Origin of the sequence: Salinicola socius (assembly GCF_001937195.1) — a bacterium.
In the GTDB taxonomy this organism is placed as follows: domain Bacteria; phylum Pseudomonadota; class Gammaproteobacteria; order Pseudomonadales; family Halomonadaceae; genus Salinicola; species Salinicola socius.
In genome coordinates this window covers 210,643-230,996 of record NZ_MSDO01000003.1, presented here as the reverse complement: position 1 = coordinate 230,996, position 20,354 = coordinate 210,643, and the positions used below count along the sequence as shown (strand labels likewise).

At 61.9% G+C, this 20,354-nt stretch carries 16 protein-coding genes; 12 read left to right on the top strand and 4 right to left on the bottom strand.

All coding sequences use genetic code 11. From position 1 onward, the window contains the following. Positions 1-73 precede the first annotated feature (73 nt). Both xthA and BTW07_RS03975 read right to left on the bottom strand, forming a co-directional pair. Positions 74-892, bottom strand: a complete 819-nt coding sequence (gene xthA / locus BTW07_RS03980) for an exodeoxyribonuclease III (RefSeq protein WP_075568859.1) — start codon at positions 890-892, stop codon at positions 74-76. Then, positions 892-1,143 carry a hypothetical protein gene (locus tag BTW07_RS03975; RefSeq protein ID WP_075568858.1) on the bottom strand — a complete coding sequence of 84 codons (252 nt, stop codon included), beginning with the start codon at positions 1,141-1,143 and terminating at the stop codon, positions 892-894. Before BTW07_RS03975 ends, xthA begins: the two co-directional genes overlap by 1 nt. Before the next feature lie 379 nt (positions 1,144-1,522). Between BTW07_RS03975 and rhlB the strand changes: the two genes are divergently transcribed. Then, positions 1,523-2,812, top strand: coding sequence for an ATP-dependent RNA helicase RhlB (rhlB, locus tag BTW07_RS03970; protein ID WP_075568857.1), 1,290 nt, complete (start codon positions 1,523-1,525; stop codon positions 2,810-2,812). 100 nt (positions 2,813-2,912) lie between these two features. After that, complete coding sequence (gene dinG, locus BTW07_RS03965; protein ID WP_075568856.1) at positions 2,913-5,066, top strand: ATP-dependent DNA helicase DinG; 2,154 nt, start codon at positions 2,913-2,915, stop codon at positions 5,064-5,066. A gap of 229 nt (positions 5,067-5,295) precedes the next feature. On the opposite strand, the gene BTW07_RS03960 is transcribed toward dinG, so the two are convergent. Next, positions 5,296-6,378 carry a 3-deoxy-7-phosphoheptulonate synthase gene (locus BTW07_RS03960; RefSeq protein WP_075568855.1) on the bottom strand — a complete coding sequence of 361 codons (1,083 nt, stop codon included), beginning with the start codon at positions 6,376-6,378 and terminating at the stop codon, positions 5,296-5,298. A gap of 348 nt (positions 6,379-6,726) precedes the next feature. Between BTW07_RS03960 and rpoE the strand changes: the two genes are divergently transcribed. The 10 genes from rpoE to pdxJ all read left to right on the top strand — a co-directional run bounded on the left by rpoE (position 6,727) and on the right by pdxJ (position 17,454). Then, positions 6,727-7,332, top strand: a complete 606-nt coding sequence (gene rpoE / locus BTW07_RS03955; protein ID WP_075568854.1) for an RNA polymerase sigma factor RpoE — start codon at positions 6,727-6,729, stop codon at positions 7,330-7,332. A gap of 288 nt (positions 7,333-7,620) precedes the next feature. Beyond that, on the top strand, positions 7,621-8,406 hold the full coding sequence (locus tag BTW07_RS03950) for a sigma-E factor negative regulatory protein (protein ID WP_075568853.1): 786 nt from the start codon (positions 7,621-7,623) through the stop codon (positions 8,404-8,406). Continuing rightward, complete coding sequence (locus BTW07_RS03945; RefSeq protein WP_075568852.1) at positions 8,406-9,479, top strand: MucB/RseB C-terminal domain-containing protein; 1,074 nt, start codon at positions 8,406-8,408, stop codon at positions 9,477-9,479. The genes BTW07_RS03950 and BTW07_RS03945 overlap by 1 nt, the downstream gene beginning before the upstream one ends. Positions 9,480-9,714: 235 nt before the next feature. Next, entirely contained in the window at positions 9,715-11,136 is a 1,422-nt protein-coding gene (locus BTW07_RS03940; RefSeq protein ID WP_075568851.1) for a DegQ family serine endoprotease, read from the top strand. Positions 11,137-11,334: 198 nt separating this feature from the next. After that, positions 11,335-13,152 carry a translation elongation factor 4 gene (gene lepA / locus BTW07_RS03935; protein ID WP_075568850.1) on the top strand — a complete coding sequence of 606 codons (1,818 nt, stop codon included), beginning with the start codon at positions 11,335-11,337 and terminating at the stop codon, positions 13,150-13,152. Between the two features lie 11 nt (positions 13,153-13,163). Continuing rightward, positions 13,164-13,952, top strand: coding sequence for a signal peptidase I (lepB, locus tag BTW07_RS03930; RefSeq protein ID WP_075568849.1), 789 nt, complete (start codon positions 13,164-13,166; stop codon positions 13,950-13,952). 213 nt (positions 13,953-14,165) lie between these two features. Next, positions 14,166-14,849: a ribonuclease III gene (gene rnc / locus BTW07_RS03925; RefSeq protein ID WP_425272020.1), complete on the top strand. Its 684-nt coding sequence runs from the start codon at positions 14,166-14,168 to the stop codon at positions 14,847-14,849. After that, positions 14,846-15,745, top strand: coding sequence for a GTPase Era (gene era, locus BTW07_RS03920; protein ID WP_075568847.1), 900 nt, complete (start codon positions 14,846-14,848; stop codon positions 15,743-15,745). Before rnc ends, era begins: the two co-directional genes overlap by 4 nt. A 113-nt stretch (positions 15,746-15,858) precedes the next feature. Next, complete coding sequence (gene recO, locus BTW07_RS03915) at positions 15,859-16,569, top strand: DNA repair protein RecO (protein WP_075568846.1); 711 nt, start codon at positions 15,859-15,861, stop codon at positions 16,567-16,569. 69 nt (positions 16,570-16,638) lie between these two features. Beyond that, on the top strand, positions 16,639-17,454 hold the full coding sequence (pdxJ, locus tag BTW07_RS03910; protein ID WP_075568845.1) for a pyridoxine 5'-phosphate synthase: 816 nt from the start codon (positions 16,639-16,641) through the stop codon (positions 17,452-17,454). A 5-nt stretch (positions 17,455-17,459) separates the two neighbouring features. Here pdxJ and BTW07_RS03905 read toward each other — a convergent pair whose 3' ends face one another. After that, on the bottom strand, positions 17,460-20,147 hold the full coding sequence (locus BTW07_RS03905) for a response regulator (protein ID WP_075568844.1): 2,688 nt from the start codon (positions 20,145-20,147) through the stop codon (positions 17,460-17,462). Positions 20,148-20,354 lie beyond the last annotated feature (207 nt).

Here is a 20,354-nt window from a genome sequence, read left to right as displayed (position 1 = left end):
ATCGCCGTTTCGGATCCCGCGAGCTCGTGGCATCGCGGCGCTCACCGATCGACTCGGCTTGCGTCAAATCATCTCAATCCAGCGCGAACTCGGTCCACACCGGGGCATGGTCGGATGGCCGCTCCATGCCGCGGAGATCGTAGTCGATACCGGCCTGCCGCGTGGCCAGGGCCAGCGGTTCGGTGACCAGGATATAGTCGATCCGCAACCCGCGCTTGGGTTCGCGATCGAAGCCCTTTGAGCGGTAGTCGAACCAGCTGAAATAGTCGCTGCTCTCCGGGTGGCAGCGTCGGTAACTGTCCTGTAGCCCCCACGCCTTGAGACGTTCCAGCCACTCGCGCTCCTCGGGCTGAAAGCTGGTCTTGCCTTCACGTAGCCAGCGCCTGCGGTTGTCTTCACCGATACCGATATCGATATCCGCCGGCGAGATATTGAAGTCGCCCATGATCGCCAAACGTTCGGACGGCCGGTGCTGCGTTTCCAGCAGCTTGTTGAGACCGGCATAGAAAGCGCGCTTGTTGGGGTACTTGGTCGGATGGGCGATATTCTCGCCCTGAGGAAAATAGCCGTTCCAGACCGTCAGCGGTTCACCGTCGCCCATCTCGAGCGTCACGCCGATCAGGCGGCGCTGCGCCTCCTCGCCATCATCCGGCAAGCCGTAGTGCACGGCTTTCGGTGCGGCTTTGGTCAGCATCGCGACGCCGTAGTGGCCTTTCTGTCCGTGGAAGTGGACGTGATAACCCATGGCTTCCACCGCTTCGCGGGGGAATTCGCTGTCCTGAACCTTGGTCTCCTGCAGACCGATGATATCCGGTGCGTGGGATTCGATCAGCGCGGCGAGCTGATGCAGTCGAGCGCGGATGCCGTTGATGTTGAAACAGACCAGGCGCATCAGTCGGAGCCCTCCTTGTTCGAGGCGTCACCATCGACGCCGGACGAATGCAGCGGCAGCGGCGGGGCACTCTGGCGCTGGCGCTTTCGCTCGGCCTGCAGTTTTCGCTGCTGGGTTTTCTTGTCGACGAAACGGCGCGACGGAGCGACTTCATCGGGATGGTCATGGCGCCAGCGGCGATAGTCTTTGCGCTTGCCGGTACGGATCGTCACCTTGTCGGCCAGCGACCGGGTCTTTTTTCTGCGAGTCATGCGCGCAACCTGTCAGTTTCAGCAAAATCGGGCAAGAGAGAGTCGAGCGTGAGCGCGGATCTGATCGGCCAACACTCACCAAGAAGCGTTGTGTCGCATTCTAACAGGCAGCGCCGGTCGTGCCATCGGTTACCAAGAGCGCCTCGTTCGCATCGATGTTCGGCCTGGCTCGCTGACGTTGATCGACTGGGCTCGCGACGTTAGCGGGTCAGGCTGGTACAATAGCGTCGGCTCGCGTTGGGCGTAGCCCTTGCGAAGTCGTCGACCATCGCGGCGAGGTAACGCCTCAAAAGGCGTGCATGCCTCTCCCGCCGTGCCGTTGACGGCGTCAGCCATCGCGAGTCAAACCGTCAATCGATTTCGGACATTCGTCATAACTATGAGTGAGTCTGACAACACCCAGGCCCCGGCACAGAACCGTAGACCCAAGCGGCGTCGGCGCAAGCCACGCAAATCGCAGTCGCGGAACACTTCCAACTGGTCGCTGAAGCAGTTTCAGGTCGAGCCCGTAGCCGGACGCTGGCGGTTTCATGATTTCGACCTGCCGACGTCACTGATGCGAGCGATCCAGGCAGAGGGTTTCGAGTACTGCACGCCGATCCAGGCCGAAGCCCTGAAGCACACGCTGCTCGGCGGCGACGTGGTCGGCAAAGCGCAGACCGGTACCGGCAAGACAGCGGCCTTCCTGATCTCGATGCTGGCCTACTTCCTGGAAGAGGAAGCGCCGGATGGGCAGAAGCCGGGAACGCCGCGTGCGCTGATCGTCGCGCCGACCCGCGAGCTGGCATTGCAGATCGAGAAGGACGCCAAGGCGTTGTCGCGTTTCACGTCGCTGCATGTGGCGAGCGTCGTCGGTGGCATGGACTACCAGAAGCAGCGTGATCAGCTGAGCAAGAATCTGGATATTCTGGTGGCGACACCGGGACGACTGCTCGATTTCCAGCAGAAGCGGGATATCGATCTGTCCCAGGTCGAGGTGCTGGTGCTGGACGAGGCCGATCGCATGCTGTCGATGGGTTTCATCCCGGACGTCAAGCGCATCATTCGCTATACGCCCAAGCGCGAGGAACGCCAGACCTTTTTGTTCTCGGCCACCTTCACGCCGGATATTCTCGGTCTCTCCGAGCAGTGGACCCAGAATCCGGCGCACGTCGAGATCGAGGTGACCACCGACAACGCTGCCAATATCGATCAGCGGGTCTATCTGGTCGGCGACAGCGAAAAGCGCAAGCTGCTGTTCAATCTGGTCCGTCAGGAAGCGATGGAACGGGTCATCGTGTTCGGCAATCGACGCGACCTGGTGCGGGAGCTGGATCAGATGCTGCGCGATCAGGGCATCAACGCGGCCATGCTTTCCGGCGATGTGCCGCAGAATCAGCGGATCAAGACGTTGGAGCGTTTCCGCGAAGGCGAAGTGACCGTACTGGTAGCGACCGATGTCGCCGGACGCGGGATCCACATCGAGGACGTCAGCCACGTCATCAACTTCACGCTGCCGGAAGACCCCGAGGACTACGTCCACCGTATCGGACGTACCGGCCGTGCTGGAGCCAAGGGCGTGTCGATCAGCTTCGTCGGTGAAGAGGATGCCTTCTCGCTGCCCGAGATCGAAAACTACATCAACGGCAAGCTCCCCTGCGAGCATCCGCCCGAGTCCATGATGTCGTAAGCCGATGATGTCTTGAACGACCGAGATCATCGACGACTCGGCTCTGCCGATCGCCCACCCTCGGTGGGCGATCTTCCCTGATCTTCGTTCCGGAAAGCGCATGCTCGACGCACCCCTCAAGCAGGAGATTCAAGAGGCTTACCGGCGCGTGCTCGAAGGGCTGGAGCTCACGCCGCGTTACGGCCAGCGTCTGATGATCGCGGAGATCGCGCGCACGCTGGCGTCGATCGAGCAGGATGACCAGGGCAAGAGAACCTCCAACGAGCACGTGTGCGTGCTCGAGGCGGGCACTGGCACTGGCAAGACGCTCGCCTATCTACTGGCGGCCTTGCCGGTGGCCAAGGCCCGCGGCAAGCGGCTGGTCGTCGCCACCGCCACGGTGGCTCTGCAGGAGCAGGTGCTGAATCAGGACCTGCCCATGCTGAAGGCCCACAGCGGGCTCGACTTCGACTACGCGCTGGCCAAGGGGCGGGGGCGTTACCTCTGCGTGGCCAAGCTGGATCAGGCGCTGGAAGGCGCCGAGCCCAACCCGACGCTGTCGCTGTTCGAGCAGACCATCGCCACCGATGCGGGCGGCGACTTTCCGCAGTTGATCCAGGAGATGGCCGATACCTACGCTTCCGGTAACTGGGAAGGGGATCGGGACAGCTGGCCGGTGGCTATCGACGACCGGGACTGGCGGCGGCTGACGGTGGATCATCGTCAGTGCACCAACCGCCGTTGCGGCCATTTCGGCGCCTGCGCCTATTTTCGTTCGCGCCGACATCTCGATCAGGCCGACATCATCGTCGCCAATCATGATCTGGTGCTGGCGGATCTCGCGCTGGGCGGGGGAATGATCCTGCCGTCGCCCAAGGACTGCATCTACGTCTTCGATGAAGGGCACCATCTGCCGGACAAGGCGCTGGATCACTTCTACCATCGCTTTGGAATCAACGCCACGCTGCGCTGGTTGCGTACGCTGAAGAAGTCGTTGACCGAATTGAATACTGCGCTGGGCGCTCAGCCGACGCTGGCCCGACTGCTGGCGACCTTTCCCGAGCGAATCGTGGCGCTGGAACCCAGGCTGGGCGATGCCTATGCCATGGGCCACCAGATTGCCGGGCTCGAAACCGGCGCTGGCGACGAAACACAGCACTTTCGCTTCCCCAGCGGCCGTGCCCCGCAATCGCTGATCGAGCTTGCTCAGCAGCTGGTCATACCCTTTGCGGAGCTGTCACGGGATCTCGAGACAATGAGCGATATCCTCCGCGAGAGTCTCGACCCGGACAAGTCGACCGGGCTGCCGCGTGAGCAGGCCGAGCCGTGGCTGCCGTTGACGGCATTACTGCACGGTCGCGCGCTGGAGGCGCACTCGCTGTGGACGGCCATGGCCAAGCCTGACCCGGCAGGGCAGGCCCCCCAGGCGCGCTGGCTGACGTTCCAGAGTTTCGGCGGCGAGCCGGAGCTGACGTTCTCGGCGAGCCCGGTATCGGCGGCGGAAACGCTGGCCCGGCATCTCTGGGGCAGCTGCTACGGGGCGGTGGTGACGTCGGCGACGCTGACCGCGCTCAACCGCTTCGAACGGTTGCAGGAGCGGGCGGGGCTGGCCAATCGCTATCGCTATCAGCGCCTGCCGAGCCCGTTCGATTATTCCCGCGCCATTCTCAGCGTGCCGCGCGAGGCGGTCGAGCCGGGGGACGCCATGGCTCACGACCGCTCGATCGTCCAGTTCATCGAAGGGCTCGATGACGACGAAGCGGTGTTGGTGCTGTTCTCTTCACGCAAGCAGTTGCGTAGCGTGGCGGATGCCTTGCCGGAGCCATGGGCGTCGCGTCTGCTTTCCCAGGACCGCTTGCCCAAGCGCGAGTTGCTGGAGCGCCACCGCAAGGCGGTCGATGCCGACAGCGGCAGCTTGATTTTCGGGTTGGCGAGTTTTGCCGAAGGCATCGATCTTCCCGGCCGCTACCTGACCCATGTGGTGATTACCCGACTGCCGTTCTCGGTGCCGGACGACCCCGTCGGGGCGACGCTCGCCGAGTGGATCGAGAGCCAGGGCGGCAACCCGTTCATGCGCATTTCGGTGCCGGATGCATCGATCAAGCTGGTGCAGGCGTGCGGGCGGCTGATCCGCAAGGAGAACGACAGCGGTCGTATCTCGCTGCTGGACCGACGTGTCCTGACCCGGCGTTATGGCAAGGCATTGCTGGATGCATTGCCGCCGTTTCGACGCCAGATCGAGGGCGTGGAATCGGGCGAGCCGGCCAAGCCTTAGCCTTTGCTCAGCCGTTGCCAGCCTCAGCTGTTGCCAAACCTCGGCCTTCGCCAAACCTCACTTTGCAGAACTTTGGCCTTTGCTAAACCTTCGTTTGCAGAACATCGCCCACTCGACCGTACGGGCTCAAAAAGCCGCTGACGCTCCACATGAAGACGCCCGGCGCTGTTAACCCAGCGCCGGGCGTCCTGTTTGAAGCCTGACCGTGTCGGGGACAGTCGATTTCGAATCAGTCGGCGGACTGCTGGCGCGACAGGAGCGGAGTTTTCAGTTGTACATCCATCTCCATGAGTGCGCGCTCGGTGGTCGGCCAGTCGATGCAGGCGTCGGTGATCGAGACGCCATATTCGAGCTGGCTACGATCCTCGGGGATTTTCTGACTGCCCCAGCCGATGTTCGACTCGATCATCAGGCCGATGATCGAGCGATTGCCATCGAGAATCTGGTGGGTCACGTTCTCCATGACCAGCGGCTGTAGTGCCGGATCCTTGTTGGAGTTGGCGTGCGAACAGTCGACCATCAGGTTGGCTTTGAGGCCTGCCTTGTGCAGTTCCTGTTCGGCCAGCGTGACGCTGACGCTGTCGTAGTTGGGCTTGCCATTGCCACCGCGCAGCACCACGTGACCGTAGGCGTTGCCCCGCGTGCGGATGACCGCCACCTGGCCGGCCTGGTCGATCCCCAGAAAATTGTGCGGGCTGGCCACCGACTGCAACGCGTTGACTGCCACGTCGAGGCTGCCGTCGGTACCGTTCTTGAATCCAACCGGGCCGGAGAGGCCCGAGGCCATTTCACGGTGGGTCTGGGATTCGGTGGTCCGGGCCCCCACGGCAGACCAGCTGATGCAGTCCTGCAGGTACTGCGGCGAGATCGGATCCAGCGCCTCTGTGGCCAGCGGCAGACCGATCTCGGCAAGATCCACCAGCAGCCGGCGAGCGATGTGCAGGCCTTCTTCGATCTCGAATGAATCGTTCAGGTGTGGATCGTTGATCAATCCTTTCCAGCCGATGGTCGTGCGAGGCTTCTCGAAGTAGACGCGCATCACGATATAGAGGCTGTCGCTGACGGCGTCGGCAAGCTTGCGAAGACGTCTGGCGTAGTCGCGAGCGGCATCCGGATCGTGAATCGAACACGGACCGATGACCACCAGCAGACGAGGATCTTCACGATCGAGAATGCGCTGGATGGTCTGGCGCCCTTCGATGACAGTGCGCTCGGCGGATTCCGTGAGCGGAATGTTCTGCTTCAACGCTTCCGGGGTAATCAGGACATCCTGGGAAAGAACGTTGAGATTGTTGACCTGCTGTTCCGACATGCTGGGGCCCGTTGACTCTGATGGTGACTGCGCGTGGAGCGCGTACTATGGAGGTTGCGGGGTATAAAAATCAACTTTCCGAACCCGTTTCGCCTTGGGTGTAGGCGTCGAGTTGCCGAGTCGGCAACTTGATGGGGCGGGGCAAAACGTCAACACTGGGCCGGCTTCGCGTGCTAATCCATCGTTTCTGTTATAAGTTGCACGCCTGTCATTGAATCGTGAGCCTTAGAGGCTCCAGGTTGGATCATGAGCGTATTGTCTCCTAGTCATCATCATTGTCATCACTCTGTTGTTCCGCCGTTTTCGGTTCTGCAACTGCCGGTGCCCAGTCGTTCGGGGAGGCGTTGAATGGGTGTCCGAGAGACCGATCAGCAACTCGTCGAACGCGCGCAGAAAGGGGATACCCGAGCTTTTGATCTTCTGGTAAAGAAGTATCAGCACAAGATCCTCGGCCTGATAAGCCGTTACGTTCAGGATCACTCCGAAGTGCAGGACGTGGCTCAGGAAGCCTTCATCAAGGCGTACCGGGCGCTGGGGAGTTTCCGCGCCGAAAGCGCGTTCTATACCTGGATGTATCGCATCGCCATCAATACCGCGAAGAATTATCTGGTTTCGCGGGGTCGTCGTCCGCCGGGCAGCGATCTGGACATCAGCGATGCAGAGCTCGTCGATCAGAGCGGGCGACTGTCGGATATCGAATCTCCGGAAGCGGCAATCGCCCGCGATCAGCTCGAGGCAGCCGTGTTCAAGGCGATCGAGCAGTTGCCGGATGATCTGCGTACCGCGATCACGCTGCGCGAGTTCGACGGTCTTTCCTACGAAGATATTGCCACGATCATGGAGTGCCCGGTGGGCACCGTTCGATCGCGGATCTTTCGCGCTCGGGAGGCGGTCGACAAGCATATCGAACCGCTGCTGGAACATGGCAAGCGCGATGCGGTCAATGACGCCTGATGGTCCCGGCAGTCGATCCCGAGCCATCTTTAGAAGCCGAGACACGATCGAATCGCGAAAGATGAATCGAAAATGAACTGTCGCCGATTTCTGTCGTCATAGTGGGGCAGGTGATAGCCAAGACGTCGTCGCCTGGTGACGCGACAGACGACGATGGGCCGGTGACGCAGGTGTTGGGTCAGCGCATGCGGTTTTCGACAAGTGAGTCGATGCGCTTCCAGGTGTCGCCCTGAGTGTCGCCGTCATTCAACACGTGGCAAGCCGAAAGGCGAGTGTGAGGGTGTGACTATGAAGCAGGTACATGAATCGTTTTCCGCCTTGATGGATAACGAAGCCGACGAGTTCGATCTGAGACGAGTGCTGAAGACCATGAGCGCGCCGTCGCCTGATTCCGATGTCTGGCGTCGATATCATCTGGCGCGCAGCATGATGCGGCGCGAGCGGGATGCGATCGTCGACATCGATATCTCCGGTGGCGTGATGGCAGCTCTGGCGGATGAACCGCATCCCGTGCGGGAATCCGCCAGTGAGCCGACCAGGCGCCATTCGTTCTCCATGATGGGTGGGGCTGCCATGGCGGCGGCCGTGTCGCTCATGGTGATCACCGGCGTCCAGGTTTACAACGGCCGCTTCGGTGGCACCACCACTGCATCCGACGTGGCGGCGAGTAGCGGGGTATCTTCGGGTAGCGAAGGCGCGCAGGCCACGCTGGCTTCCGACGATGTCGGCGCCGGTCAGGGCGGCGCAATGCAGGCTTCCATGCAGGCACCGGTCTCCAGCGGGCTACCCTACACGCTGGGCGGAGGAAGCTTCGGTAGTGGCGGCCTGAGCGGTGGCGGCGGTAACGGTCTGATGACTGTCGGCGAGCAGGTGATGCAGCCCATGTTCATGTCGCCTAGCACACGTCAGTCGCCCAGCGTCGACAGAGAACAGGCGCAGACGCTGCAGTCCTATCTCGAACGTCACTCGGCCGGTGCCGCCTACAGCACCGGTGACAACTGGATGCCATTGCTTCGCACGCCGGGCTCGCTCTCCGCGCAGATCGACGGCGCTGGAGCCACGGAAGCTCGTTGATGTTTCGGTGCCATCCATGGGCGTGTCGTGTCGCGGTGCTTTCCCTGCTGGCGCTGCCCGGCGCCGCTCTAGCTCAGTCGTCGTCCGAGCAGCCAGCGGCTCCGGAAACCTTCGATTGTCGGGACCTGGCTGGCTCGGCCGACGACGATGTCGCGCCCGAGGCGCTGTTCTTGCGCAGTCTCTGGGCCAGTCACTGTTATAACTTCAGCGCGCGGGCAGTGCGGATCAGTTTCGATGGTGTCAGAACCGTGGCGCTGACGCATCGCGTGGAACAGGGTATCGAGACCGAGTCGGCGAAATTTCTGGATGGTCCACCTGTTTCCATCGAGAAGCGGGGGAGCGTCGACAAGGCTGTGAAAGGCTCGCTGGGTTTTACCGCGGGCGTCGCGCCTGGCGTGTTGACTCGCCAGATCGCCCAGCACTACGAACTTCAGCCGGTGGAGCTCGAACGCATTGCCGGGCGGCCTGCCTGGCGCCTGGACATCGAGCCTCAGGATGGCCTCCGGTACGGCTACCGTCTCTGGCTGGATCGCGAGACGTTGTTGCCGCTGAAACGCGAAATGATCGGGGTCGACGGCCAGATTCTCGAAACCTTCCAGATTACCGATCTGCAGGACCCCACGCCTTACACCGATACACTCAGCCTGGGACCCGGTCAGCCTCCCGGGAACTCGCCGTGGCAGGCGCAATGGCTGCCCGCCGGATTCACCAGGCAGCCTGTTCCTCCCGACAGTCCGGGTCGGAGCGCTCGCGTCGAGCATCAGCTCTACAGCGATGGCCTGACCAGCATCAGCTTGTTCGTCGAGCCCATTACTACGGACCGGCGCGCCTTGCTGCCCGGTTTGCACCGGCTTGGCATCTCCTATGCGGCGGTTCGTCATGTCAATCATGAGGGGCGTCCGATGCAGATACTGGTGCTGGGAGAGGCACCTGCCGAGGTGCTGGCCCGCATCGCGACTCGGGTAACGTGGCGCGCAAGCGAAGGCGACGATAGCCCCGATGCAGAATCCGCCAGCGAGGCCGTGGGGAGTCAAAGCGATTCCGGGTCGACGGAGTCTGCGGGCGGATCCTGATGTGCCTGTTTCCACCTTGGTGATCTGCCATGGCCTCCGCCTTCCGTGCAAAGAAACTTTACATCCCGTTGAACTCTCTCCGTATTTACGCATCAATGAATGTGGTCGCCGCTTCCTGTATGGAGGCGGCGATGACTCGACGGCGCAAGGTTTGTCTTTGCCGTTTTATCTCTTGCGTTCGTCGGTTGCTCAACGTGTGACTCGCAAGAGTCTTCATCCGGTGGAGGAGTGTTTAATGGAACGCATGACAAGATGGTTCGCTCCCTGGCTATTGATGGTCGTCACTTTAGTTTCCGCCCAGGCAGCGCAGGCTCGCGATCTTCCTGATTTCACGCAGCTGGTCAAACAGGCTGCGCCCGGCGTGGTCAATATTTCCACGACCAGCACCGTGAGTGCCTCTGATGGCATGTACGGCCAGCAGGATATCCCTGAGATATTTCGACGCTTTTTCGGTGACCAGATGCCGCCGATGCCTGGCGGACCCCTGGGTCAGGGCGATGAGGAGCGCAAGTCGCTGGGCTCCGGCTTCGTCATTCGCAAGGACGGCTACATTCTGACCAATGCCCATGTGGTCAAGGATGCCGACGAGATCATGGTAAGGCTCAACGATCGACGGGAACTGCCAGCCAAGCTGGTGGGCTCCGATGCCCGGACCGACGTGGCTCTGCTCAAGGTCGACGCCAACGATCTGCCTACGCTCAAGATCGGTGACTCCGACAGTCTCGAAGCCGGTGAGTGGGTGGCTGCCATCGGCTCTCCCTTCGGCTTCGATCACTCGGTAACGGCTGGTATCGTCAGCGCAATCAACCGCACGCTGCCCAGTGAAACCTATGTGCCGTTCATCCAGACCGACGTCGCCATCAATCCGGGTAACTCCGGCGGTCCGTTGTTCAACCTCGACGGCGAGGTCGTGGGCATCAACTCGCAGATCTATACGCGCAGCGGCGGCTTCATGGGTCTGTCGTTCGCGGTGCCGATCAGCGTTGCCATGAATGTGGCCGATCAGCTGCGCACCGAAGGGCATGTGAGTCGCGGCTGGCTGGGCGTGGTGATCCAGCCGGTCTCCAAGGATCTTGCCGAATCGTTCGGACTCGACGGTACCAACGGCGCGCTGGTCTCCGATGTCAGCGACGACAGCCCCGCCCAGAAGGCCGGCCTGAAGGCAGGCGATGTCATTCTGAGCGCCGGCGGCTCCGCTATCGATGACTCCACTGCGCTGCCGCGACTGATCGGTCAGGTGGCACCGGGGGACAAGGTCGAGCTGCAGGTCCTGCGTGACGGCGACAAGCGCCAGATCGACGTGACCGTGGGAGATTGGCCGGAAGATACGGCTGCCGATGGATCGCCGTCCAGCAAGTCCTCCGGCGACCAGACCCAGCTGGGGATCGCGATCAGTGATCTCAACGAACAGGAAAAGCAGCAGCTGGATCTCGACAAGGGGGCGCTGGTACGCCGCGTCGATCCGCGCGGAGCAGCGGCAGCGGCAGGCATTCAGCCGGGAGATGTGATCGTCAGCTTCGATCAGAAGCCGGTCGATAGCGCCGATCAGCTGATCGATGCCGTCAAGAAGGCCGATGATGACCGCGCCATTCCGGTGCGTATCGTCCGCGAAGGCAACTCGCTGTTCGTGGCGCTGCGCCTGAAGTCGGACAAATGAGTCGCGTCGGACGGATACGGATAGCGTAAGTCCAGGCTCGTCACGCAGCCCCGCAAAAGCGGGGCTGCGGGCGTTCCGGTTGTTGCTGTCCTTGCCTCGGCCATGTCGGTACAATGCGCCAAATTCGTAATCAACCGCGCGACTTGACCACACCACTTCGTGCGGACCGCGCGCGTACAAATTACCGGTAAGGTTTCAATGGCAGACGCTGCAAGTAACGAGCAACTGAAGTTCATCCGTAACTTCTCGATCATCGCCCACATCGATCATGGCAAGTCGACCCTCGCCGACCGCATCATCCAGTTCTGTGGCGGCTTGACCGAACGCGAGCTCAAGGAGCAGGTGCTCGACTCCATGGATCTCGAGCGCGAGCGTGGCATTACCATCAAGGCGCAGTCGGTGACGCTCGACTACCAAGCTCAGGATGGTCACACCTACCAGCTCAACTTCATCGATACGCCGGGACACGTCGACTTCTCTTACGAGGTCTCGCGCTCGCTATACGCCTGCGAGGGCGCACTGCTGGTAGTAGATGCCGCTCAGGGCGTCGAAGCGCAGTCGGTTGCCAACTGCTACACCGCCATCGAACAGAACCTCGAGGTCCTGCCGGTTCTCAACAAGATGGATCTGCCCCAGGCCGACCCCGATAAGGTGGCGCACGAGATCGAGGAGATCATTGGCCTCGACGCGCACGATGCAATACGCGTATCGGCCAAGAGCGGTCTCAACATCGATCTTCTGCTCGAGCGCCTGGTGCGTGACATCCCGCCCCCGCAAGGCGACCGCGAAGGCAATCTTCAGGCGTTGATCATCGATTCCTGGTTCGACAACTATCAGGGTGTGGTTTCGCTGGTGCGGCTGTTCGACGGCACGCTGAAGAAAGGTGACAAGATCCGGATGAAGTCCACCGGTCGCGATTGGGATGTGACCGATATCGGCTACTTCACGCCCAAGCAGAATTCCACGGGCATTCTGCGGGCCGGCGAAGTGGGCTTCGTCATCGCCGGGATCAAGGACATCCAGGGCGCGCCGGTGGGCGACACCATTACCCACACCAAGACCAAGGACGTAGCGCGCCTGCCCGGTTTCAAGAAGGTGAAGCCGCAGGTCTATGCCGGCATGTTCCCGGTCAGCTCCGACGATTACGAAGACTTCCGTGACGCGCTCGAGAAGCTGGCGCTCAACGATGCCTCGCTGGACTATGTGCCGGAGAACTCCGATGCGCTCGGGTTCGGCTTCCGGGTCGGCTTCCTCGGCACGCTGCACATGGAGATCGTCCAGGAGCGGCTGGAACGCGAATACGACATCGACATGCTGACCACGGCGCCCACGGTCAACTATGAGCTGTTGATGGACAACGGCGAGCTGGTCACCATCTCCAACCCGTCGAAGCTGCCCGACATGGCCAACGTGTCGGAGATGCGCGAACCGATCGTGCGTGCCAGTATTCTGGTGCCGCAGGAATATGTGGGTAACGTCATCTCCGAGTGCGTCAACCGTCGCGGTGTCCAGCTCGACATGCAGGTGCTGGGTAGCCAGATGCAGCTCGTCTACGAACTGCCGATGGCCGAAGTCGTCATGGACTTCTTCGACCGGCTCAAGTCGATCTCCAAGGGGTATGCATCGCTCGACTACAGCTTCGAGCGATTCGAGGCGGCCAAGCTGGTGCGCCTGGATATTCTGATCAACGGTGAACGCGTCGATGCGCTGGCGTTGATCATTCACCGGGATCACGCACATTCCCGCGGTCGAATTCTGGTCGACAAGATGAAAGAGCTGATCCCGCGTCAGATGTTCGATGTGGCGGTTCAGGCCACGATCGGCGGCCATGTGGTGGCAAGGTCAACGGTCAAGGCGTTGCGCAAGAACGTGACGGCCAAATGCTACGGCGGCGACACCTCGCGCAAGAAGAAATTGCTGGAGAAGCAGAAAGCCGGCAAGAAACGCATGAAGCAGGTGGGTCGTGTCGAAATACCCCAGGATGCGTTCCTTGCCGTTCTCAAAATGAACGAGTAGGAAAACACCGCATGGATTTTTCGTTGTTACTGGTGTTGGCTGTCGCCATCACGGGCGTGGTCTGGTTGCTGGATAGCCTGTTCTGGCGCCGCTCGCGTCGCCAACGCCAGCAGGCCGCTGCCGAGACGCAAGGGAGTGAAACGTCGACGGTCCACAAGGATCCCTGGCCGGTCGACTATGCTCGCTCCTTTTTCCCCGTGCTGCTGATCGTGCTGATTCTGCGCAGTTTCGTTATCGAGCCGTTCCAGATTCCTTCCGGCTCGATGCGACCGACGCTCGAGATCGGCGATTTCATCCTGGTCAACAAGTTCAGTTACGGGCTGCGGCTACCGGTCATCAATACCGAGATTGCGGATATTGGCGAGCCCGAACGGGGTGACGTCATGGTCTTCCGATTCCCGCAGGATCCATCGGTCAATTTCATCAAGCGCGTCATCGGTCTGCCGGGCGATCGCATTCGCTACCAAAACAAGCAGCTCTACGTCAACGGCGAGCCGGTATCCAAATCGATGATCGATCCCGATCCGGCGGAAGCCCCGGGCGAAGAGCTGTTCCAGGAACATCTGGGCGACGTCGATCACAGCATCTTCAACAATCCTCAGAGTCCCGGGCCGCAGATGCGGGAAATCGTCGTCCCCGATCATGAGTATTTCATGATGGGTGACAACCGCGACCACTCCAACGATAGCCGCTACTGGGGCTTCGTACCCGAAAAGAACATCGTCGGCAAGGCGTTCGCGGTATGGATGCATTGGGATGGCGGTTTACCTAGCTTCAGCACGGTACGCCAGATAAACTGATTCTCATATAACCGGAGAATCCCGGTTGGTCTGCCGCCGAACGCGCCTTTCGGGCCGTGTCGGCCAGTTCGCGGAAAGGCGGTTGGACACGCAACTCGCACAGTGGGCGACGGGCTATCCCGCGCCCGTTTTGCTTCGAAGACGACCAATCTTTGCTTCATGATGATCTCGTTTCAAAGATAACGACTTAATGGGAATGACGTGAGTGATCCTCTGCAAGGCTTCAGCCGCCGTATTGGCCACGACTTTCGTGACCCGGCGCTGCTGGAACTGGCGCTGACGCACCGCAGTGTCGGCGGCGCCAATAACGAACGGCTCGAGTTTCTGGGCGATTCGATCGTCAATTTCGTGATCGGCGAGGCGCTGTTCAAGCGCTTTCCGGCCGCGCGGGAAGGGCAGCTGTCCCGTTTGCGGGCCGGCCTGGTCAAGGGGCAGACGCTGGCCGTGGTGGCGCGTGAATTCGATCTGGGCGAGTGCCTGCGGCTGGGGTCCGGCGAGATGAAAAGCGGCGGCCATCGACGCGACTCGATTCTCGCCGACGCGCTCGAAGGGGTAATCGGCGCGATCTATCTCGACGCCGGCATGGACGTGGCACGCAGTCGCGTGCTGGCCTGGTTCGGAACGCGTCTGGAAGCGATCGATCTGCACAACACCCAGAAGGACCCCAAGACGCGGCTGCAGGAATTCCTGCAGTCGCGTCAGCAGGCACTGCCGCGTTATGAAGTGATCTCGGTGGAAGGCGAGGCTCATGCCCAGACCTTCAGCGTCGAGTGTCACGTTTCGATGCTCGGCGAGTCGCCGACGCTGGGCGAGGGCGCCAGCCGTCGAATCGCCGAACAGCAGGCCGCGGAGCTTGCGTTGACTCAACTCGAACCCTCGAAGGGCAAGCGCCAATGACACAGAGCTGTGGTTTCGTCGCTATCGTCGGGCGTCCCAACGTGGGTAAATCGACGTTGATGAACCGTATCCTGGGACAGAAGATCTCCATCACCTCGCGGCGTCCGCAGACGACCCGTCATCAGGTGATGGGTATCAAGACGGTGGGTGAGGCGCAGTTCATCTACGTCGATACGCCCGGTATTCATCTGCAGACCCGCGATCGCAACAAGGCGATCAACCGATTCATGAATCAGGCCGCCTCGCAGGCGCTGCGCGATGTCGACTGCGTGGTATTCATGGTCGATCGCACACGCTGGACCGACGAGGATCAGGTCGTACTCGACAAGCTCACTCATGTCGAAGCGCCGGTGATTCTGGCGGTCAACAAGGTCGACTGGCTAGAGGACAAGACCACGCTGCTGCCGTGGCTCGAATCGCTCTCCGCGAGACGTGACTTTGCCGCGATTCTCCCGCTCTCGGCCAAGGACGGAATCAACGTGCCGGAGCTGGAAGGCGAAGTCGCCAAGCGGTTGCCCGAGGGCGTGCACTACTTCCCCGATGATCAGATCACCAACAAGAGTCAACGCTTTCTGGCGGCCGAGCTGGTGCGCGAGAAAGTCATGCGCCAATTGGGCGACGAACTTCCCTATCAGATGACCGTCGAGATCGAGGAGTTCCGCGATGAAGGCAAGGTCATTCATATCAGCGCGCTGATGCTGGTCGAGCGCCATGGACAGAAGAAAATTCTGATCGGCGACAAGGGCGAACGGATCAAGAAGATCGGCATCGAGGCCCGGCAGGAGATGGAGCGGGCGTTCGATGCCAAGGTCATGCTCAACCTGTGGGTCAAGGTCAAGCGCGGCTGGTCGGACGACGACCGTGCGCTCAAGAGTCTCGGCTATAACCTGGACTAGAAAGACCTGGATCTGGATCAGGCCGAACCTTGGCTGGCTCCGGACCGAGCCCGGCCTGACGATCGGCTTCGCGCTGGAACCGCCTGCGCTTTCCTGACGGATGAGATTTGGCAATGACGCCCCAGCCGGCCTACCTCCTGCACAAGCGACCCTACCGGGAAACCAGCGCGCTGGTCGATGTCATCACGCTGGAGCACGGCCACGTGCGCGCGGTGGCCCAGGGTGTGCAGCGAGCGGGAAGCAAGTCCCGCGCCAAGCTGCAGCCTTTCGCGCCCCTGCACCTGACCTGGATCGGAGATGGCGATCTCAAGCGCCTGCGCATGATGGAAACGACGCAGAGTGCAGTACTGCTGGCCGGCGAGGGCCTGCTCTGCGGTCTCTACGCCAACGAGCTGTTGACGCGCACGCTGCCGGTGGGGCTGCCGGCAGCTGACGTGTTCGCCATCTACGCCTGGGCGATCGAGCGGTTGACCCGGCCCGCCGAGCGCGCGATCAGCCTGAGACGCCTCGAGATCACGCTGTTGGAGACGCTGGATGCCGATCCGGTGTTTCTCGACATCAACGATAGTCCGCTCGACCCCGCCACCCGTTACACCTATCTTGCGGGCAGTCGCAGATTCATGCCTATTGCTGCACAGCAGCCAGGCTGGGATGGCCGCAGCCTCAAGCTGCTGGCGCGGGGCGACTGGGAAGCGCCTGGTCTCGCCGGCCTGAGCAAGGCATTGACGCGGGCCGCCCTGGCACCACTGATCGGTCATCAGCCGTTGCGTTCTCGAGAGTTGATGCAACGGCTCGGGCAGCGCCGCCGTCAGGGCAATGCCTGAGACGCCGGAGTCGCGCTCCCGTTATCGCAGATTCTTCGTCAAGCTCACTACATCAAGGAGATCGAACCGATGATCGCTACCCGCATTCAGTTGGGGGTCAATATCGACCATGTCGCGACCCTGCGGCAGGCGCGCGGCACGCGTTACCCGGACCCCGTCCAGGCAGCCCTGCTGGCGGAGGAAGCCGGCGCCGATGGCATCACGCTGCATCTGCGCGAAGACCGGCGCCATATCCAGGAGCGCGACGTCGAACTGATCGCCGCCGTGCTCAACACGCGCATGAATCTGGAGATGGCGGTCACCGAGGAGATGGTGGCGCTGGCCGAGCGGCTCAAGCCCGCCGACGTCTGTCTGGTGCCGGAAAAGCGTGAGGAGTTGACCACCGAAGGGGGGCTCGATGTCACTGCCAGCCGTTACGTCATCGCTGACGCCTGTGCGCGACTCAAGGCGGCGGGTTGCCGGGTTTCGCTGTTCATCGACCCCGAACCGGCGCAGATCCAGGCGGCATTCGAAGCCGGCGCGCCGCTGGTCGAACTGCATACCGGTGCCTACGCGGAAACCACGGGCGAGAGCCGGCGGCTCGAATACGAACGATTGGCCGCCGCGGCGGAGTTTGCCGACGAACTGGGGCTGGTGGTCAACGCGGGTCACGGCCTGAACTATCACAACGTCGAGGCGGTTGCCGCGATTCCCGGCATCCATGAGCTCAATATTGGCCACGCCGTCATCGCGCGGGCGCTTTTCGTCGGCCTCAAGGAGGCCGTGGCGGAAATGAAGCGGCTGATGGTCGCCGGACAGGAGTCGGGCCTCGTTGCCCAGATCGAATCCTTCGAGCACGAGCACGAACACGAGCACGACCATCATCATGATCGCGACGCCGGTTAAGTCTCTCAGCGGGTATCGGTGATCGTCTGGTCATCGGCCCAGATAGCGAGACGGTCGCAGGCGGCCATCAATTCATGAAACGCTTCGCCGCACTCGTCCAGCGAGTGACGGCGACATCGGCTCTCCATCCTTGCGCAGGCAGCCGCAAGCTGGATGGCGCCACAGTAACGACAGCCGCCGCCGAGTTGATGCGCGATCTCCCCCAGCTGCCCGACGTCACCGTCTCGCCACGCCATGTTCAATTCGTGTCGATATCGTGGCAGGTCAGCAATCAGCAATCCCATCATCTCCTCGGCGAGGGCGTCGCGGTCGCCACTGATCCGGCCAGCCCGAGCCTTGTCGACGACCGGCAGATCGCCGGCATGCAGCGATGGCTGCTTGCGCGGATCGGCGCTCATGGGCGAGGGCGTCCGACCCGTGGATGAGCCCCCCGCGGTCGCCGGGCCGGAGCGTGTCGAAATCAAGGTTGCGCGCTCGATCGGCACGGTTTCGAACGACACGGTTTCGGACGACTTTTCGGGCGAGATCGTCTCGGACGGAGCTGTCTCGACAGCCGTCGATTCGGAGGACGCGACGCCAGGCGGTGTCGGCTCGGCAGGCGATTGGAGCGCAGAGGCCTCGGGCGCCGTCGCTGGCAGATAGCGCGCCAGCACGTCTCTCAGTCGCTGTTCGTCCAGCGGTTTGGTCAGCATCTCGTTGATACCGCCATCGGCGAGCCGGTGTCTGGCGTTTGCCTCCGGCTCGGCGGTGATGGCAATGATGGGTTTATGCGCCCATTCCCGATTCAGCCGACGCAGGCGTCGGGTCGCGTCGAAGCCGCTGGCGTCGGGCAGATGCAGGTCCATCAGCACCAGGTCGATGGCGTGCTCCGAAGCGACGGCAATGGCTTCGGCAGCGGTACCCGCTAACACCACTTCCGCGCCGATCAGGGGAAGAACCGCATCGAGGTAGTGCCGAGAGACTGGGTCATCGTCCACGACCAGCACGCGAAAGCGAGAGGAAGCTTCATGTTGACGGCACTCGGCAAGCATCTTGGCCAGGGTTCGCCCCAGGCTGTAGCGCGATATCGGCAATCTCAGGACGACACTGCCTCGTGGCAGCCGCCAACTGAGCGGGAGAGTCGGCGGGATGTTGGCGATCAGCAGACAAGGCCTGGTCATGGCGTCGAAGCGCTGTTGCCAGATGCGATGCGTCTCGGGCGCGAGCGCCGTCTCGTCGATGCCAATGATCGATAACTGAATCGAGTCACTCGGAGCCGTCAATGAAGCGGGGTCGGTCAATGATTTCGGGCGGGCCTGCCATCGCTTGAGCGCGTAATCCAGCAACTGGGCGAGCCGACCATGGGGTTGCCAAAGCTCGATCTCGGCACCTTCCAGGTCGAATTCCGCCGGGCGAACGTAAGGTTCACACGCCTCCAGGCCAATGTTGGCAACGACCGTCAGATATCGGTCTGCGCGTGTCGCGAGTGCCAGATACCCATTCATCTCTGCTACCAGGCGATGGCAGATAGCGATTCCCACGCCAGCCTCTGCATCGACTGCGCCGTCCCGTCCTCGTTCTATCGCCCGCTTTAGCCGCTCACGGTGGATGGGGTCGATGCCGCCGCCGTCGCTGACGCTCAGGCGTAATCGAACGGCGCTGCCTTCTCGGCTCTCGAGAACGACACGAATGACGACATCGCCCTCGGCTCCGTACTTGATGGCATTGCTGATCAGATTGGTCAGCAACTGGCGGATGCCAATGTCGGCGCCAACGAGGCGGGGCGGAACATCGTCGTAGACGATGGCCAGCAAGGTCATGTGGCGCGATTGCGCCAGCGGCGTCTGCAGACACAGAACCTCCCAGAGGACCTCGGCAACGTCGAACACGTTGTCCGCCCGACAGCGGCGGGTATCTCCCAGGACCTGGTCGACGGTATCCAGCAGCCCGTTGGAGGCCAGGTGGATATGGCGAAGCCACTCGCGCTGGCGAGCGTCGAGAGGGCTGTTCTCCAGCAGACGACAGAATCCCAGTACGCCGGACAGCGGCGCGCGCAGCTCATGGCTGACGTAGGCCAGATCGCCGTTGAGATGATTCGGCGTCTGCGCTGGCGTCGAAGGGGCCGGGCGAGGCAACGCCTGGGCCCCGGATTCATCCTGTCGCCTTGCCGCGTTCTCCACTTGCCGTGAACGTCGCCAGACCCGTACGGCCGGAAACAGTAGCAGTAGCGCCAGCAGCGGCGTCCATCGATTGAAAGGATGCTCCGGAGCGGCAGCGGCGCGCATGGGGTCAAGGCTCAGGTCCAGCCAGTAGCGATGGGGCGATTCGACGCTGACGAATGGCTCCAGAGGCTGTATCCAGCGCTGGATCCCATCATGACTCCAGGTCGTGAGCGTCGTCGGCAGTATCGCCAGATCCGCCGGCGGAGGGACCGAGCCGGTGAAGTCTCGAACGTTGCCGCTCTCGTCGCGCAGTGTCGCATTGAGGATGGCGGGATCGCCGGTCAGTCGGAACAGCAGCTTGTGCACCCGGGCCATGTCCTCGTCCTGCGCCGCCTCGGCCAGCGAGGGCGTGAAGACACGGTTGATGCTCTGCAGCCGTCGCGACAGCATCTGATCGTTGGCATGCTGCCACGCCCAGCTGTGCCACCCGACGAGGCCGAGCAACAGGGCAGAAAGCAGTAGAGAAAGAATGATCAGCCAGCGTGAAGCCATGAATATCCGAAGCCCTGTACGTTCACATGGGATTCTATCGGCGAAAGCCTACGAAACCGTAGTCCTGGACGTAACGGGAGTCGACAATGTCGTAAAAACGTGTCTCCTCGTGATGACCGGGCAGCAATATCGATGCAGAAGTCGGGTTCCGACGTGGATGATGGCTGTCATGTCCCCCGCCGGCTTCGATATACTATCGGCATTCCA

What these genes read in the sequence shown, in the direction of transcription:
- pdxJ (WP_075568845.1), top strand. Translation starts at nt 16,639, where the DNA reads ATGATCGCTACCCGCATTCAGTTGGGGGTCAATATCGACCATGTCGCG.
- BTW07_RS03905 (WP_075568844.1), bottom strand. Translation starts at nt 20,147, where the DNA reads ATGGCTTCACGCTGGCTGATCATTCTTTCTCTACTGCTTTCTGCCCTG.
- BTW07_RS03950 (WP_075568853.1), top strand. Translation starts at nt 7,621, where the DNA reads ATGAAGCAGGTACATGAATCGTTTTCCGCCTTGATGGATAACGAAGCC.
- BTW07_RS03940 (WP_075568851.1), top strand. Translation starts at nt 9,715, where the DNA reads ATGGAACGCATGACAAGATGGTTCGCTCCCTGGCTATTGATGGTCGTC.
- xthA (WP_075568859.1), bottom strand. Translation starts at nt 892, where the DNA reads ATGCGCCTGGTCTGTTTCAACATCAACGGCATCCGCGCTCGACTGCAT.
- BTW07_RS03975 (WP_075568858.1), bottom strand. Translation starts at nt 1,143, where the DNA reads ATGACTCGCAGAAAAAAGACCCGGTCGCTGGCCGACAAGGTGACGATC.
- era (WP_075568847.1), top strand. Translation starts at nt 14,846, where the DNA reads ATGACACAGAGCTGTGGTTTCGTCGCTATCGTCGGGCGTCCCAACGTG.
- recO (WP_075568846.1), top strand. Translation starts at nt 15,859, where the DNA reads ATGACGCCCCAGCCGGCCTACCTCCTGCACAAGCGACCCTACCGGGAA.
- BTW07_RS03960 (WP_075568855.1), bottom strand. Translation starts at nt 6,378, where the DNA reads ATGTCGGAACAGCAGGTCAACAATCTCAACGTTCTTTCCCAGGATGTC.
- lepA (WP_075568850.1), top strand. Translation starts at nt 11,335, where the DNA reads ATGGCAGACGCTGCAAGTAACGAGCAACTGAAGTTCATCCGTAACTTC.
- rpoE (WP_075568854.1), top strand. Translation starts at nt 6,727, where the DNA reads ATGGGTGTCCGAGAGACCGATCAGCAACTCGTCGAACGCGCGCAGAAA.
- BTW07_RS03945 (WP_075568852.1), top strand. Translation starts at nt 8,406, where the DNA reads ATGTTTCGGTGCCATCCATGGGCGTGTCGTGTCGCGGTGCTTTCCCTG.
- rhlB (WP_075568857.1), top strand. Translation starts at nt 1,523, where the DNA reads ATGAGTGAGTCTGACAACACCCAGGCCCCGGCACAGAACCGTAGACCC.
- lepB (WP_075568849.1), top strand. Translation starts at nt 13,164, where the DNA reads ATGGATTTTTCGTTGTTACTGGTGTTGGCTGTCGCCATCACGGGCGTG.
- dinG (WP_075568856.1), top strand. Translation starts at nt 2,913, where the DNA reads ATGCTCGACGCACCCCTCAAGCAGGAGATTCAAGAGGCTTACCGGCGC.